This is a genomic window from Blastococcus sp. SYSU DS0539 (assembly GCF_054050855.1).
In genome coordinates this window covers 1-12,787 of sequence record NZ_JBJHAF010000021.1, presented here as the reverse complement: position 1 = coordinate 12,787, position 12,787 = coordinate 1, and the positions used below count along the sequence as shown (strand labels likewise).

Annotated in this window: 13 protein-coding genes; 3 read left to right on the top strand and 10 right to left on the bottom strand. The window is 75.0% G+C overall.

Annotation, left to right across the window (positions count from 1 at the left end; all coding sequences use genetic code 11):
- Positions 1–152: 152 nt before the first annotated feature.
- From ACI790_RS19200 to ACI790_RS19185, 4 genes are read right to left on the bottom strand one after another with little or no spacing between them, the layout of a single operon-like run.
- A complete protein-coding gene (locus ACI790_RS19200; protein WP_456571390.1) occupies positions 153–815 on the bottom strand; it encodes a class I SAM-dependent methyltransferase in 663 nt (220 codons plus the stop codon).
- A 46-nt stretch (positions 816–861) separates the two neighbouring features.
- Complete coding sequence (locus tag ACI790_RS19195) at positions 862–1,605, bottom strand: GNAT family N-acetyltransferase (RefSeq protein ID WP_456571389.1); 744 nt, start codon at positions 1,603–1,605, stop codon at positions 862–864.
- Between the two features lie 56 nt (positions 1,606–1,661).
- Positions 1,662–2,507, bottom strand: a complete 846-nt coding sequence (locus tag ACI790_RS19190; protein ID WP_456571388.1) for an SDR family NAD(P)-dependent oxidoreductase — start codon at positions 2,505–2,507, stop codon at positions 1,662–1,664.
- The gene (locus ACI790_RS19185; RefSeq protein ID WP_456571387.1) at positions 2,507–4,006 is read right to left on the bottom strand and encodes a flavin-containing monooxygenase; all 1,500 of its coding nucleotides are present in this window, start codon (positions 4,004–4,006) and stop codon (positions 2,507–2,509) included. Before ACI790_RS19185 ends, ACI790_RS19190 begins: the two co-directional genes overlap by 1 nt.
- 146 nt (positions 4,007–4,152) lie before the next feature.
- Between ACI790_RS19185 and ACI790_RS19180 the strand changes: the two genes are divergently transcribed.
- Positions 4,153–4,806 (top strand): TetR/AcrR family transcriptional regulator, encoded by a 654-nt coding sequence (locus ACI790_RS19180; protein ID WP_456571386.1) that lies wholly within the window; start codon positions 4,153–4,155, stop codon positions 4,804–4,806.
- A gap of 14 nt (positions 4,807–4,820) precedes the next feature.
- On the opposite strand, the gene ACI790_RS19175 is transcribed toward ACI790_RS19180, so the two are convergent.
- From ACI790_RS19175 to ACI790_RS19165, 3 genes are all read right to left on the bottom strand, one after another.
- On the bottom strand, positions 4,821–5,741 hold the full coding sequence (locus ACI790_RS19175) for an SMP-30/gluconolactonase/LRE family protein (RefSeq protein WP_456571385.1): 921 nt from the start codon (positions 5,739–5,741) through the stop codon (positions 4,821–4,823).
- A gap of 79 nt (positions 5,742–5,820) precedes the next feature.
- Positions 5,821–6,333, bottom strand: a complete 513-nt coding sequence (locus ACI790_RS19170; protein ID WP_456571384.1) for a universal stress protein — start codon at positions 6,331–6,333, stop codon at positions 5,821–5,823.
- Positions 6,334–6,431: 98 nt separating this feature from the next.
- Entirely contained in the window at positions 6,432–7,388 is a 957-nt protein-coding gene (locus tag ACI790_RS19165; RefSeq protein ID WP_456571383.1) for a DivIVA domain-containing protein, read from the bottom strand.
- A 252-nt stretch (positions 7,389–7,640) separates the two neighbouring features.
- On the opposite strand from ACI790_RS19165, the gene ACI790_RS19160 reads away from it, so the two are divergent.
- Positions 7,641–8,783 (top strand): LLM class flavin-dependent oxidoreductase, encoded by a 1,143-nt coding sequence (locus ACI790_RS19160; protein WP_456571382.1) that lies wholly within the window; start codon positions 7,641–7,643, stop codon positions 8,781–8,783.
- Entirely contained in the window at positions 8,780–9,406 is a 627-nt protein-coding gene (locus tag ACI790_RS19155; protein WP_456571381.1) for an FMN reductase, read from the top strand. The genes ACI790_RS19160 and ACI790_RS19155 overlap by 4 nt, the downstream gene beginning before the upstream one ends.
- Before the next feature lie 58 nt (positions 9,407–9,464).
- On the opposite strand, the gene ACI790_RS19150 is transcribed toward ACI790_RS19155, so the two are convergent.
- The 3 genes from ACI790_RS19150 to ACI790_RS19140 form a co-directional block, all read right to left on the bottom strand.
- The gene (locus ACI790_RS19150; protein ID WP_456571380.1) at positions 9,465–9,644 is read right to left on the bottom strand and encodes a hypothetical protein; all 180 of its coding nucleotides are present in this window, start codon (positions 9,642–9,644) and stop codon (positions 9,465–9,467) included.
- Between the two features lie 162 nt (positions 9,645–9,806).
- Positions 9,807–11,381: a glutamate synthase-related protein gene (locus tag ACI790_RS19145; protein WP_456571379.1), complete on the bottom strand. Its 1,575-nt coding sequence runs from the start codon at positions 11,379–11,381 to the stop codon at positions 9,807–9,809.
- Between the two features lie 76 nt (positions 11,382–11,457).
- Complete coding sequence (locus tag ACI790_RS19140) at positions 11,458–12,690, bottom strand: GntP family permease (protein ID WP_456571378.1); 1,233 nt, start codon at positions 12,688–12,690, stop codon at positions 11,458–11,460.
- Positions 12,691–12,787: the final 97 nt, after the last annotated feature.

The window sequence follows — 12,787 nt, the reverse complement described above, 5'->3', positions numbered from 1 at the left end:
GGCGCGGAGGCAGCGGGCGACCCGGCGGCGCCCGGCGGACCTCCCCGGATGGGGAGAGAACGACCGGCCGGGCTCCGCCACGGTAACCACCGTTATCCGTTCGTGACAATCCCCCAGCGCCAACTACCTGTGTGGAAGTGGTCTCGCGACGCTCAGGGCAGCCGCCACACCGTCGTCCGGCGCACGGCCAGCGGCTGGGTGGGTGACGGCTCGGTGTCGGAGACCTCGTACACCGCCAGCGCGGTCAGCCGGTCCTCCGGCAGGTACACGCGGCCGGGGTCGCCGATCAGCACCTCGGCCCCGCGGGCGCGGGCCGCCGCGAGGAAGGGCAGCACCCGGTCGGTCATCTCGCGGTCGTAGCAGACGTCGCCGGCCAGGATCACCGCCACGTCCGGCGGCTCGGCCCCCAGCACGTCGCCCACGGGCGTGATGCCCGGCGTCCCGTTCCGCTCGGCGTTGACCGCCACGGCCGTCAGCGCGTACGGGTCGACGTCGCTGGCGAGCACGGACGCCGCCCCGGCGCGCACCGCCGCCACCGCGACCAGCCCGCTGCCGGCGCCCAGGTCGAGCACCGTGCGCCCGGCCACGAGCTCGGGGTGGTCGAGCACGTGGCGCGCGAGCGCCTGGCCGCCCGGCCAGGCCGCCGCCCAGAACGGCGGATCGGTGGAGGTGCGCCCGTGCTCGGTCTCCATCGCCTCCCAGAGGGCGACGATGTCGGCCGCGACCAGCAGCTCCACCTCGGGCACCAGCTCGGGCCGCACCGGGCGGGTGTGGGCACGGACGAACTCGGGCGGAACGGGGCGGTCGGCCGGCACCCGGGCAGTCAACCGCACGGGTGGCGCGGCCGCGCAGGCGCCCGGGTCAGCCCCGCAGCGACCAGGACGACAGGTGCCCGGCGGGCACGAAGCCCAGGGCCTCGTTGACCGCCACCATGGGCGTGTTGCCGTCGGAGTTGTAGGTGCTGATCCGGCGTACCTCCGGGAGCTGGGCCGCCAGGTCGCGCAGGACGGCCGCCTTCAGCCGGGCGCCGAGCCGGTGCCCGCGGTGCTCGCGGAGGACCAGCGTGCCGCCCTGGCCCGCCCACCCCGGTCGCCTGGCCTCCAGCGCGGACAGCCGGTCCTCGTCGGGCGGCAGCTCGAGGTCCCGCCGGGTCTCGACCAGATCGCAGGTCCAGCCGTGCGCCAGCGCGAAGGCGCGCCCCGGCGCCCCCGGGCCGGGCTCGTCGACCTCGGCGATGAGCACGGTGCGCCAGAAGTCCGCGGCCAGCGCCCGGCCGGCAGCCAGCAGCTCGCTGCCCAGCCCCCGGGGGCGGTGCGCGGGGTGCACCGCGACGTCGAAGATCGCCACGGACGGGTTGTCCCTGAGCGGGAGCAGCACCCGGAGCGCCCCGACGACGGCGCCGTCGACCACCGCCGCGCGGTGCGCGCCGGTCCGGGAGCCCCCCGGCGCCACCAGCTCCCGGCCCAGCGCGACGTGCTCCTGCGCCGGGCGCGGCGGGTCGTCGGGCCGGTCACCCCGCTGGCTGGCCGCCCAGACCTCGCACCACGGCGCGAACAACGGGTCCTCCGGGCCGAGATCGACGATGCGGGAGGTCGGTGCGCTCACCTCCGAAGTCCTACCGCCCGCCGCAACCGGATTTCCGGCGGGCGGCGCACGCCGGACTACGCGGCGCCCTTCGGTTTCGCCGGCGCCGCCCGGCGGGCGATCAGCCGCCAGTAGGTGCCGGGCATCAGCCGCACCAGCACGTCGGGCACCTTCGCGGTCCAGCCGATGAGCAGCCGCGGACGGCGTCGCTCGACGGCCGCGAGGATCTGTGCGGCGGCGTCCTCCGGTGGCATCCGGAGCAGCTTGGCGAACTGCCGGCGCCCCTCCTCGTACTCCGCCACGGAGACCCCGGAGCCGGTGCGGGCGCTCTCGGCGATCCGGGTGCGGATGCCACCCGGGTGCACCACGGTCACGCCGATGCCGTCGTCGGCCAGCTCGTGCCGCAGCGCCTCGCTGAACCCGCGCACCGCGAACTTGCTGGCCGCGTAGGCAGCCTGGCCGGCCGGCGCGAAGATGCCGAAGACGCTGGACACGTTGACCACGTGGGCGCCGGGGTGCGTCTTGAGCACCGGCAGCAGGGTGTGGGTGAGCCGGACGACGGCGCGGACGTTGATCGCCATCACCCACTCGAACTCCTCGAGGGTGACCTGGTCGAAGCGCCCGCCGAGCGCCACGCCGGCGTTGTTGACCAGCAGCGTGGTCTCCGGGTGCTCGGCGACGAGGGTCTCGGCCACCCGGGCGGTCGCCTCGTCGTCGGCGAGGTCGACGACGTGGGTGGCGACCCGCAGCGCCGGGTGGTCGGCGCGGATCCGCACGGTCACCTCCGCGAGCCGCTCGGCGTCGCGGTCCAGCAGCACCAGGTGGCTGCCCCGGCCGGCCAGCTGCGCGGCCAGCGCCGCACCGATGCCGCTCGCCGCGCCGGTGACGACCGCGGTCCCGCCGGCGAACACGTACGGGGCCATCACGCCACCGTCCGCGCGTCCGCGGCGTCGGTTGCCGCACCGGTCAGCGCCCGCGGCTGGAAGGTCATGCCCTCGTCCTCCAGCGGGCCGCGGCGCATCAGCGCGACATCGCGCAGGTAGTTCTGGTGCAGCCGCCACGGGGTGCGGCCGCCCTGCTTCGGCAGGCCCGCCAAGCTGCGCTGCACGTATCCGGCGGCGAGGTCGAGGAACGGCGCGTCGGCGCCCTCCGGCGGGGCGACCGGGGTCGCCGAGACGTAGCCGTGCGCGTCCAGGTGGGCCAGCAGGCGGCAGACGTAGCCGTTGACCAGGTCGGCCTTCAGCGTCCAGGAGGCGTTGGTGTACCCGATCACCATCGAGAAGTTGGGCACGCCCGACAGCATCATCCCCTTGTAGGACACCGTCTCGGACAGCTCGACCGGCTCCCCGTCCACGGCGATGGTCATCCCGCCCGCCGGCAGCAGGTTCAGCCCGGTCGCGGTCACCACGACGTCGGCGGGCAGGTACTCCCCCGACGCCAGCGCGATGCCGTCCTCGGTGAAGGTGGCGATCCGGTCGGTCGCGATCGACGCCTTTCCGCGCCGCAGCGTGCGGAACAGGTCGCCGTCGGGCACCAGGCACAGCCGCTGGTCCCACGGGTCGTACGGCGGGTTGAAGTGCGTGTCGACGTCGAAGCCCGGCAGCTGCTTCTCGGTGAGCCGGCGGATGAGCTTCCGCACCATCGCCGGCCGGCGGCGGCTGAGCTGGTAGAGCGCGGTGGCGGTGAGGACGTTCTTCCAGCGGACCACCGGATAGGCGATCCGGGCCGGCAGCCGGTGGCGCAGCAGCTGCGCCAGCGGATCCCGGCTGGGCAGCGACATCACGTAGCTCGGGGTGCGCTGCAGCATCGTCACGTGCGCGGCCTGCTCCGCGAGGTTGGGCACGAGGGTGACCGCGGTGGCGCCGCTGCCGATGATGACCACCCGCTTGCCGGTGAGGTCGAGGTCGTCGGGCCAGTGCTGCGGGTGCACCAGCTGCCCGCGGAAGCGCTCCTCGCCCTCGAAGTGCGGGCGGAAGCCCTCGTCGTAGCGGTAGTAGCCGGAGCAGACCGACAGCCAGGAGCAGGTGAGCTGCACCGTCGCGCCGGTGTCGGTGCGCTCGACGGTGACCGTCCACCGGCCCTCCGCCGTCGACCACTCCGCGGACCGCACGCGGTGGTGGTAGCGGATCTTGTCGGTGACGCCGTACTCGCGGGCGGTGTCCTCGATGTACCGGCGGATGGCCGGCCCGTCGGCGATCGACTTCGACTCGTCCCACGGCCGGAAGGAGTAGCCCAGCGTGAACATGTCGGAGTCCGACCGGATGCCGGGATAGCGGAACAGGTCCCAGGTGCCGCCGAGGGCGGCCCGGGACTCCAGCACCAGGTAGCTGGTGCCCGGCCGCTCCGTCTCCAGGTGGCAGGCGGCGCCGATGCCGGAGAGGCCGGCGCCCACCACCAGGACGTCCACGTGCTCGGTTGCCATGTCCGGTTCTCCGGTTCGTCCGTCCGGCCGGGGCCGGGAGTGGGTCGGCGCGATCGCGCGGCGCTGCGCCCGCAACGCTATCGACACCATGTCGGACGAGTCAACGCGGTGTCGAACAGCGGGCGCGGGCGGCTAGGGTGCCTCCCGTGTCGGCTGCTCCGGACGAACGTCCCAGCACCGGGCGTGGCCGGCGGCCCGCCCGGCCCTCCGGCGACGACCGCGAGCTGGCCATCCTGGCCACCGCCGAGCGGCTGCTCGCCGAACGGCCGCTGGCCGCCATCTCGGTCGACGACCTGGCGCGTGGCGCCGGCATCTCCCGGCCCACCTTCTACTTCTACTTCTCGTCCAAGGACGCCGTCCTGCTCTCCCTGCTCGACCGCGTCGTCGCCGAGGCCGACAGCGCGATGCGCGCGGTGTTCGGCTCCCCCGCCACCGGCGCGCGGGACGGCTGGGCGCGGGCCATCGGCGCCTACTACGACACCTTCCGCGCGCACCGGGCGCTCACCGTCGCCTGGGCGCAGGCCCGCTCCGCCAACGACGAGGTGCGCGCGCTGTGGTCGGCGGTCTTCGAGCGCTGGGTGCAGCAGTGCGCCACGGCCATCGACGCCGAGCGGGCCCGCGGAGCCGCCCCGGCGGGGCTGCCCGCCCGCGATCTCGCCATCGCCCTCACCTCGATGAACGAGCGGGTGCTCTACGCGACCTTCAGCGGCGACGGGCCCGCCGTACCCGAGGAGCACGTCGTCGACGTGCTCCTCGGCATCTGGCTGTCGGCGGTGTACGGCGCCGCGATCCCCGACTGAGGACGCCGGCCGCGTCAGAGGACGACGGTCGCCAGCGTGCTGCCGGTGAGGCTGCCGAACCACAGCCGACCCCCGGCCTCGCGCACGCCGGTGAGCATCTCGAAGCCCGGGATGTCCCCGCTCAGCCGGTGCACCGTCGCGCCGCGCTCGTCGACGGCCAGCACCCCCAGCGTCCGGCCGGGGCTGGGCTGCAGGCTCTGCGGGAGCGTGCTCAGCAGCGCGCGCAGCGGTGCGGGCAACCGGTGGATCGCGGCCAGCGCCGCGACCCGGGGGCTCGGCAGCGTGATCCACACCAGCCCGTCGGAGCCCAGCGCGATGTTGTCGGGGTGGCCGGGGAGGTCGTCGACGAAGAGCTCCGACGCGCCGGCGCGGGCACCGGTGAGCCACACCCGGCGCACCCGCGCCGCACCGGTCTCGGCCACCGCCACCCACGACCCGTCGGCGGCCAGGGCCACGCCGTTGGCGAACTCCAGGCCGCCCAGCAGCTCGGTCACCGCGCCGTCGGGCGTCCGGCGGAACAGCCGGCCGGTGGCGGTCCGCCGCACGAGGTCCGCGCGCCACTGCGGGATGCGGAACCGCTGCGAGGAGTCGGTGAAGTAGATCGTCCCGTCGGCGGCGACCGCCGCGTTGTTCACCGCCTCCAGACGGGCACCGTCCACCCGGTCGACCAGGGTCCGCACGGCGCCGTCGAGCAGGGATACGGCCAGCAGCCCGGCGTCGGACGCGCAGACCAGCAGCTCGTCGTCCCCGAGCAGCTCCAGGCCGAGCGGCCGGCCCGGCACGCGCGCCACCGTCTCGACCGGGCCGGCGGGCCCGGCGACGCACACGATCCGCCCGTCGGCCAGGCCGGCGTAGACCCGCCCGGCCTCGTCGACGACGACGTCCTCGGGCCCCTCGCCGACCGGCACCACCGTCGTCCCACCGAAGTCGCGCACGCCGGCCCTCCCGCTCGCGCCCGCGGTGGATCCGCAGGTCAGCGGCAGTCTGCCCGACGGCTCCGGCGGGCCGGCGGGGTCACTCCCCGACGGCGGCGGAGCCGGCCTCGGCGGTCGTGAAGTCGCGGCCACCGGCGCCGGTGCGGACCACGGTGACCGGGCAGGCCGCGTGGTGCACCAGCTGGTCGCTGACCGAGCCGAGCAGGAGACCGGCGAACCCACCACGGCCGCGCGCGCCGACGACCAGCAGGCTGGCGCCCTCGGCCGCGGCGAGCATCGCGGGCACCGGCGGCCGGTGGACGACGTGGCAGGTGACCCGGGTGGCCGGGTCCAGCCCGGCCGCGGCGACGTGCGCGGTCAGCTCGTCGAGCACCGCCTGCTCCCAGTCGGTCAGCGGCGGCACGTAGCCGGGCTCCCAGCTGCTGGGCTGCGGCGCGGTGGTCATCGACCAGGCGCGCACCACGTGCAGGGGGACGTCGGCCCGGCGGGCCAGCCGCCCCGCCCACCGCAGCGCCTCCTGCGCGCACTTGGAGCCGTCGTGCCCGACCACGACGCCACCCTCGACCTGAACGACCTCACGGACCTCGTCCACCGCTGCCTCCTCGTTGCTGCATGCCGGCGCGCTCACCGTGCCGGTCAGCCTCTCATCAGGCGGCGACCTGCACGTCACCGGCGCCGGACGGCGCGCCGTCAGCCCGAGACGGGCTCCGGCCGGCTCCCCAGCAGCACCAGCTCGTCGGCCGGCGGCACGCCCACGGCCTGCAGCGCCGCACCGATCCGGTCGGTGAGGCACCGCAGCGACTCCCTGGCCTGGTCGCGCTGGCGGCAGAGGTCGTCGACCTCCGCCCGCACCGCGGCCAGCCGGGCGCCGGCGAGGTCGTCGGCGGACTCCCGGTCCCGCTGCGCCTGCGCCGCGGCCTGCTCGCGCTCGGCGGCGGCGGCCGCGGCCAGCTCCTCCCGCTCGGCAGCGGCCTCGGCGGCCAGCCGCTCTCGCTCCGCCGCCGCCTCGGCGGCCAGCCGGTCCCGCTCGGCAGCGGCCTCGGCGACCAGCCGGTCCCGTTCGGCGGCGGCGATCCGGAGCAGCTCGGCGGCCTCGGTCTGCGCCTTCTCCAGCACGGCGGCGCCCTCGGCCTGGTCGCGCTGGGCGTTCACCCGGAGCTGGTCGGCGACGTCGATCGCCATCTCCTTGATCTCGTGCGCCTTGCGCAGCCGGGCGTCGGCCTCGAGCCGGGCGTCCGCGAGGATCTGCGCCGCGTCGGCCTCGGCGGCGTCGAGAACCTGGGCCGCCTGGTTCTCGGCCAGCCGCAGCACCTCCCCCACCCGGGCGCTGACCACCGGCCGCTCGCGCCCGGCCGGCTGCTCGGCGAGCAGCCGCCGGGAGATCTCCAGTTCCGTCCCGCAGGCGACGACGCGGTCCAGCAGGTGCTCCCGCTCGCGCTGCGCGGCCGAGAGCTCGCCCTCGGCCCAGGCGACGTAGTTGTCCACCTCGAGCCGGTCGTAGCCCCGCAGCGAACCGCGGAAGGCCGGCCGGTGGTCCAGCAGCGTCTCCAGGTCACCGACCGGGCGCGGCGCCGGCGACTCGGGTCGGGCCGGCGGCACCCCCTCGTCCTGGACACGGTTGGCGACGAACTCCACACGCCGGTGCATCCGGATGGCCCCCCTGGGAAGTAGGTGAGCCGGAATCTGCCAGAGGCCCGCGCGGCGCGCGGGCCACCGTGACGGCTCCGTGACCGTGTCGCGGACCGCCCGGCGATGTCACGTCAGCGCGTACCGGAACGGTTACGAAGCGCTGCCGGAGGCGTCGCTCTGCCCCGCCAGGCGGGGCCGGGCATAGCCCGCCGCCGCCGCACGTTGACCCGGCAGAAGTAATTGCGCTCTCAACCAGATGCGGAGATCGAGATGCAGTTCGGCGTCTTCACCGTCAGCGACATCACCACCGACCCCACGACCGGGCGCACGCCGACCGAGGCGGAGCGGCTGAAGGCGGTGCTGGCCATCGCGCAGAAGGCAGAGGAGGTCGGCCTCGACGTCTTCGCCCTGGGCGAGCACCACAACCCGCCGTTCTTCTCCTCCTCCCCCACCACCACGCTCGCCTGGATCGCGGCGCGGACCTCGAACCTGCAGCTGTCGACGTCGACCACGCTGATCACCACGAACGACCCGGTGAAGATCGCCGAGGACTACGCGATGCTGCAGCACCTGGCCGACGGCCGGGTCGACCTGATGATGGGCCGCGGGAACACCGGCCCGGTCTACCCCTGGTTCGGACAGGACATCCGCAACGGCATCGACCTCGCCGTCGAGAACTACGCGCTGCTGCGCCGGCTCTGGACCGAGGACGTCGTCGACTGGCAGGGCCGGTTCCGCACCCCGCTGCAGGGCTTCACCTCCACCCCCCGCCCGCTCGACGGCGTGCCGCCGTTCGTGTGGCACGGCTCGATCCGCAGCCCGCAGATCGCCGAGCAGGCCGCCTACTACGGCGACGGCTTCTTCTCCAACCACATCTTCTGGCCGGCCTCGCACACGCAGAAGATGGTCGAGTTCTACCGCCGCCGGTTCGAGCACTACGGCCACGGCGGCGCCGACCAGGCGATCGTCGGCCTCGGCGGCCAGGTGTTCATGCGGAAGAACAGCCAGGACGCCGTCCGGGAGTTCCGGCCGTACTTCGACAACGCGCCCGTCTACGGCCACGGCCCGTCGCTGGAGGACTTCACCCGCGAGACCCCGCTGACCGTCGGCTCCCCGCAGCAGGTGATCGAGCGGACCCTGGGCTTCCGCGACTACGTCGGCGACTACCAGCGGCAGCTGTTCCTCATCGACCACGCCGGGCTGCCGCTGAAGACGGTGCTCGAGCAGCTCGACCTCCTCGGCGAGGAGGTCGTCCCGGTGCTCCGCCGCGAGTTCGCCGCCCTGAAGCCGGCGCACGTGCCCGACGCGCCCACGCACGCCTCGCGGGTGGCCGCGGCCGGCGGCACGCAGGACGCCCCGGTGCCCGCCGTGGACGGCGTCACCGGGCGGAGCGCGGAGGCGGTGGCGCGATGAGCACCCGCACCCTCGCCGTCGTCAGCGCCGGGCTGGGCGTCCCGTCGTCCACCCGGCTGCTGGCCGACCGGCTGACGACGGCGACGGTGGACGCGCTGCGCGAGCGGGGCGTCGACGCGACCGTCGAGGTGGTTGAGCTGCGGCAGCACGCCCGCGACCTCGCCGACAACCTGGTCACCGGTTTCGCCGGCGAGGCGCTGCGCGGCACCGTGGACACCGTGGTCGGCGCCGACGGGCTGATCGCGGTGACGCCGATCTTCTCGGCGTCCTACAGCGGGCTGTTCAAGACCTTCTTCGACGTCCTGGACAAGGACGCCCTCACCGGGAAGCCGGTGCTGCTCGGCGCCACCGCCGGCACCGCGCGGCACTCGCTGGCCCTCGAGCACGCGATGCGACCGCTGTTCGCCTACCTGCGCGCGACGGTCGCCCCCACCGCGGTCTTCGCCGCGTCGGAGGACTGGGCCGGCGGCGGGACCGGCAGCCCGGCCCTCACGGGGCGGTTGCGCCGGGCCGCCGGAGAGCTCGCCGACCTGGTGGCCGGGCGGCCGCCGGCGGCGCCCGCCGACCCGTTCGCCGACCCCACGACGTCCTTCGAGGACCTGCTCCGCGGCCCCGGCGCCTGACCCGCCGGCGTCTCGGGCACGTCCGCCGCGGCGGTACGTGCACGAGACGCCGGGGAGGTCAGTCGTCCTCTTCCTCCTCGAGGCCGCCGCCCTCCTCGCCGCCCTCCTGCTCGACGATGCCGCCCTCCTCGACGCCTTCCTCGCCGCCGCAGGCGGTCATGGTGAACGACGCCGCCGCGATGGCGACCGCGGCCGCGCCGGATCGCCAGCGACGGGTGGGCAGGGACGTGCGGGTCATGGGTGCTCCTCCGGGACGGCCGGCCGGGGCCGGCAGCGGATGTACCTGCCCCGTGTGCCCCGGCCGGGGCCGGCCCATCCCGATCCGCCCCGACGTCATCGATCCGTCACCGGCCGTTCCGCAGCACCCGTCGCCGCGGTGGCGTGTGCCCGTACCGCCGGGTCAGCCGACGGCGTCCTCCGACGGCGGCGCGGAGCCGCCCTCGGGGGCCTCGCCGGTCATGAGCGCGACGACGGCGGCCCGGTCGGCCGGCGACGGCAGCCCCCACTCGGGCTCGTACCCGTACACCTCGCGCAGCGGGCGGGACGCCGTCCGGCCGGTGAGCACCTCGACCGAGTCGGTGTCGATCAGCCCGGGGTGCTCGACGCCGCACGCCTCGGCCACCTTCAGCAGGTCGCGGCGCAGCGTGCTGATGTAGTTGGCGGCGCGGGTGGACTTGAGCGCCGGGTCCAGCCCGTGCACCAGCCAGGCGTTCTGCGTCGCCACCCCGGTGGGGCAGGTGTCGGTGTGGCACTTCTGCGCCTGGATGCAGCCGATGGCCAGCATCGCCTCCCGCCCCACGTTGACCATGTCGCAGCCGAGGGCGAAGGCGACCACCGCGTTGTCGGGCAGGCCCAGCTTGCCGGCCCCGATGAAGACCACGTCGTCGGCCAGCCCGGCGCGCGCGAACGTGGCGTACACCCGGGAGAAGCCCAGCGCAAAGGGCAGCGACACCGAGTCGGTGAAGATCAGCGGCGCGGCGCCGGTGCCACCCTCGCCGCCGTCGATCGTCACGAAGTCCACGCCGCGGCCGGTGGTGGCCATCAACTCGGTGAGCTCCTCCCAGAACGCCATGTCCCCGACCGCCGACTTGATGCCCACGGGCAGCCCCGTCTCGGCGGCGAGCAGCTCCACCCAGTCCAGCAGGCTGTCGGCGTCGGAGAACTCCGCGTGCCGGGAGGGGCTCACGCAGTCGACGCCCTCGGCGACGCCCCGGGCCTCGGCGATCTCGGCCGACACCTTCGCCGCCGGCAGCACGCCGCCCAGGCCGGGCTTGGCGCCCTGGCTCAGCTTGATCTCCAGGGCGCGCACCGGCGCTCCCGCGACCAGGGCCTTGAGCCGGTCGAGGTCGAACCGCCCCTCCTCGTCGCGGCAGCCGAAGTAGGCGGTGCCGATCTGGTAGACCAGCTCCCCGCCGTGCCGGTGGTACCGGGAGACCCCGCCCTCCCCCGTGTTGTGCAGGCACCCGGCCAGCGCCGCCCCGCGGTTGAGCGCCTCGACCGCCGCACCCGACAGCGAGCCGAAGCTCATCGCCGAGATGTTCACGACGGACTCGGGCCGGAACGCCCCCGCCCGGCCGCGGGCGGCGCCGAGCACCTTGGCGCACGGGAGGGCGACCTGCTGGCCGGCCTGCACGTGCGAGGCCGGGACCGCCCGGCCGAAGGTGCGGTGCTTGATCACCGGGTACCCGGCGGTGTACTCGAGGTCGTTGTCGGTGCCGAAGCCGAAGTAGTTGTTGTCCCGCTTGCTCGACGCGTAGACCCAGCGCCGCTGGTCCCGGGTGAACGGCCGCTCCTCGTTGTTGCCGGCCACCAGGTACTGGCGCAGCTCCGGCCCGATCGACTCCAGCAGGTAGCGGGCGTGGCCCACCACCGGGAAGTTGCGCAGCAGGGTGTGCTCGCGCTGGAGCAGGTCACGGACGGCGACCGCGGCCAGCGCGGAGAGGCCGGCGGCGGCAGCGCGCGGGAGAAGCGGCATGCCTCACTATGGCGCGGCCGCGCCCGGTGCGCAGTCGCTGGCGACGCGGGCGGCGGGCGACCCGACCGCCGACGCGTCAGAGGAAGAGGCTGAGCACCAGCGCCAGCACGAAGCCGATCGTGCCGAGCAGCGTCTCCATCACCGTCCAGGTCTTCAGCGTCGTCTTCTCGTCCATCTCGAAGAACCGGCTGACCAGCCAGAAGCCGGAGTCGTTGACGTGCGAGAGCACGGTCGCCCCGCCGGCGATCGCGATGACGATGAGCGCGAGGTCCGGGGAGCTGAGCCCCTCGCTGGCCGCCACCACGGGCGCGATCAGCCCGGCCGCGGTCGTCAGGGCCACCGTGGCCGAGCCCTGCGCCACCCGGATCAGCGCGGAGATGACGAACGCCGCGACGATCACCGGCAGGCCGATGTCCCCGAGCACGTCGGCCAGCGCCGCGCCGATGCCGCTGGCCCGCAGCACGCCGCCGAACATCCCGCCGGCGCCGGTGATCAGGATGATCGCGCAGACCGGGCCGAGCGCGCTGTTGAGCACCGACTCCACCTCGGCCCCGCTGTCGCCGCGGCGCCGGCCCAGCACCCACATGGCCAGCAGCACGGTGATCAGCAGCGCGATCGGCGTCGCCCCGATGAGCTGACCCCAGCGGACCAGGGTCGACTCCTCGTCCACGACCCCCTCGGCGGCCAGCGTGGTCAGGCCGGTGTTCAGGAAGATCAGCAGCATCGGGAGGAGCAGCACCGAGATCACCGTCGCGAACCCGGGCGGTGCCGGCCGGGTCGCCGTACCCGTGGCCGCCCGCCCGGACGCGATCGCCGGCGAGCTGCCCTCGACCGACGGATCCGGCGCGTCGTCGGCCGTCCTCGCCTCGCCCGCCAGGATGTTCGGCACGGGGAGCTCGAACCGGTGCCCGGCCCACAGGCCGAACAGGTAGCTGCCGAGGAACCAGGTCGGGACGCCGATGAGCAGGCCGAAGACCAGCACCAGGCCGATGTCGGCGCCGATCAGGCCGGCCGCCGCGACCGGTCCCGGGTGCGGCGGCACGAACGCGTGCATGACCGCGAACGCGCCTGCCACGGGCAGCCCGTAGGTCAGCAGCGAGCCGCCCAGCCGGCGGGCCACGGTGAAGACGATGGGCAGGAAGACGACGAGCCCGGCGTCGAAGAAGATCGGGAAGCCGAAGAGCAGCGCGGCCACGCCCAGGGCGAGCGGCGCACGCTGCTCGCCGAAGCGCTTGATCAGGCTGTCGGCGAGCACCTGGGCGCCGCCGCTGTGCTCGAAGAGCCGGCCCAGCATCGCGCCGATGCCCACGAGCAGCGGGGGGGGGGGGGGGGGGGGGCGGGCGCCCGTGGGGCTCGTTGGGTCCCCGTGCACCCGCGGCACCCGTCGCGACCGCCCCACACCCCCC

Excerpts from the sequence above, each read along its gene's own strand:
- ACI790_RS19160 (WP_456571382.1), top strand. The coding sequence starts at position 7,641 with ATGCAGTTCGGCGTCTTCACCGTCAGCGACATCACCACCGACCCCACG.
- ACI790_RS19185 (WP_456571387.1), bottom strand. The coding sequence starts at position 4,006 with ATGGCAACCGAGCACGTGGACGTCCTGGTGGTGGGCGCCGGCCTCTCC.
- ACI790_RS19145 (WP_456571379.1), bottom strand. The coding sequence starts at position 11,381 with ATGCCGCTTCTCCCGCGCGCTGCCGCCGCCGGCCTCTCCGCGCTGGCC.
- ACI790_RS19155 (WP_456571381.1), top strand. The coding sequence starts at position 8,780 with ATGAGCACCCGCACCCTCGCCGTCGTCAGCGCCGGGCTGGGCGTCCCG.
- ACI790_RS19190 (WP_456571388.1), bottom strand. The coding sequence starts at position 2,507 with ATGGCCCCGTACGTGTTCGCCGGCGGGACCGCGGTCGTCACCGGCGCG.
- ACI790_RS19165 (WP_456571383.1), bottom strand. The coding sequence starts at position 7,388 with ATGCACCGGCGTGTGGAGTTCGTCGCCAACCGTGTCCAGGACGAGGGG.
- ACI790_RS19150 (WP_456571380.1), bottom strand. The coding sequence starts at position 9,644 with ATGACCCGCACGTCCCTGCCCACCCGTCGCTGGCGATCCGGCGCGGCC.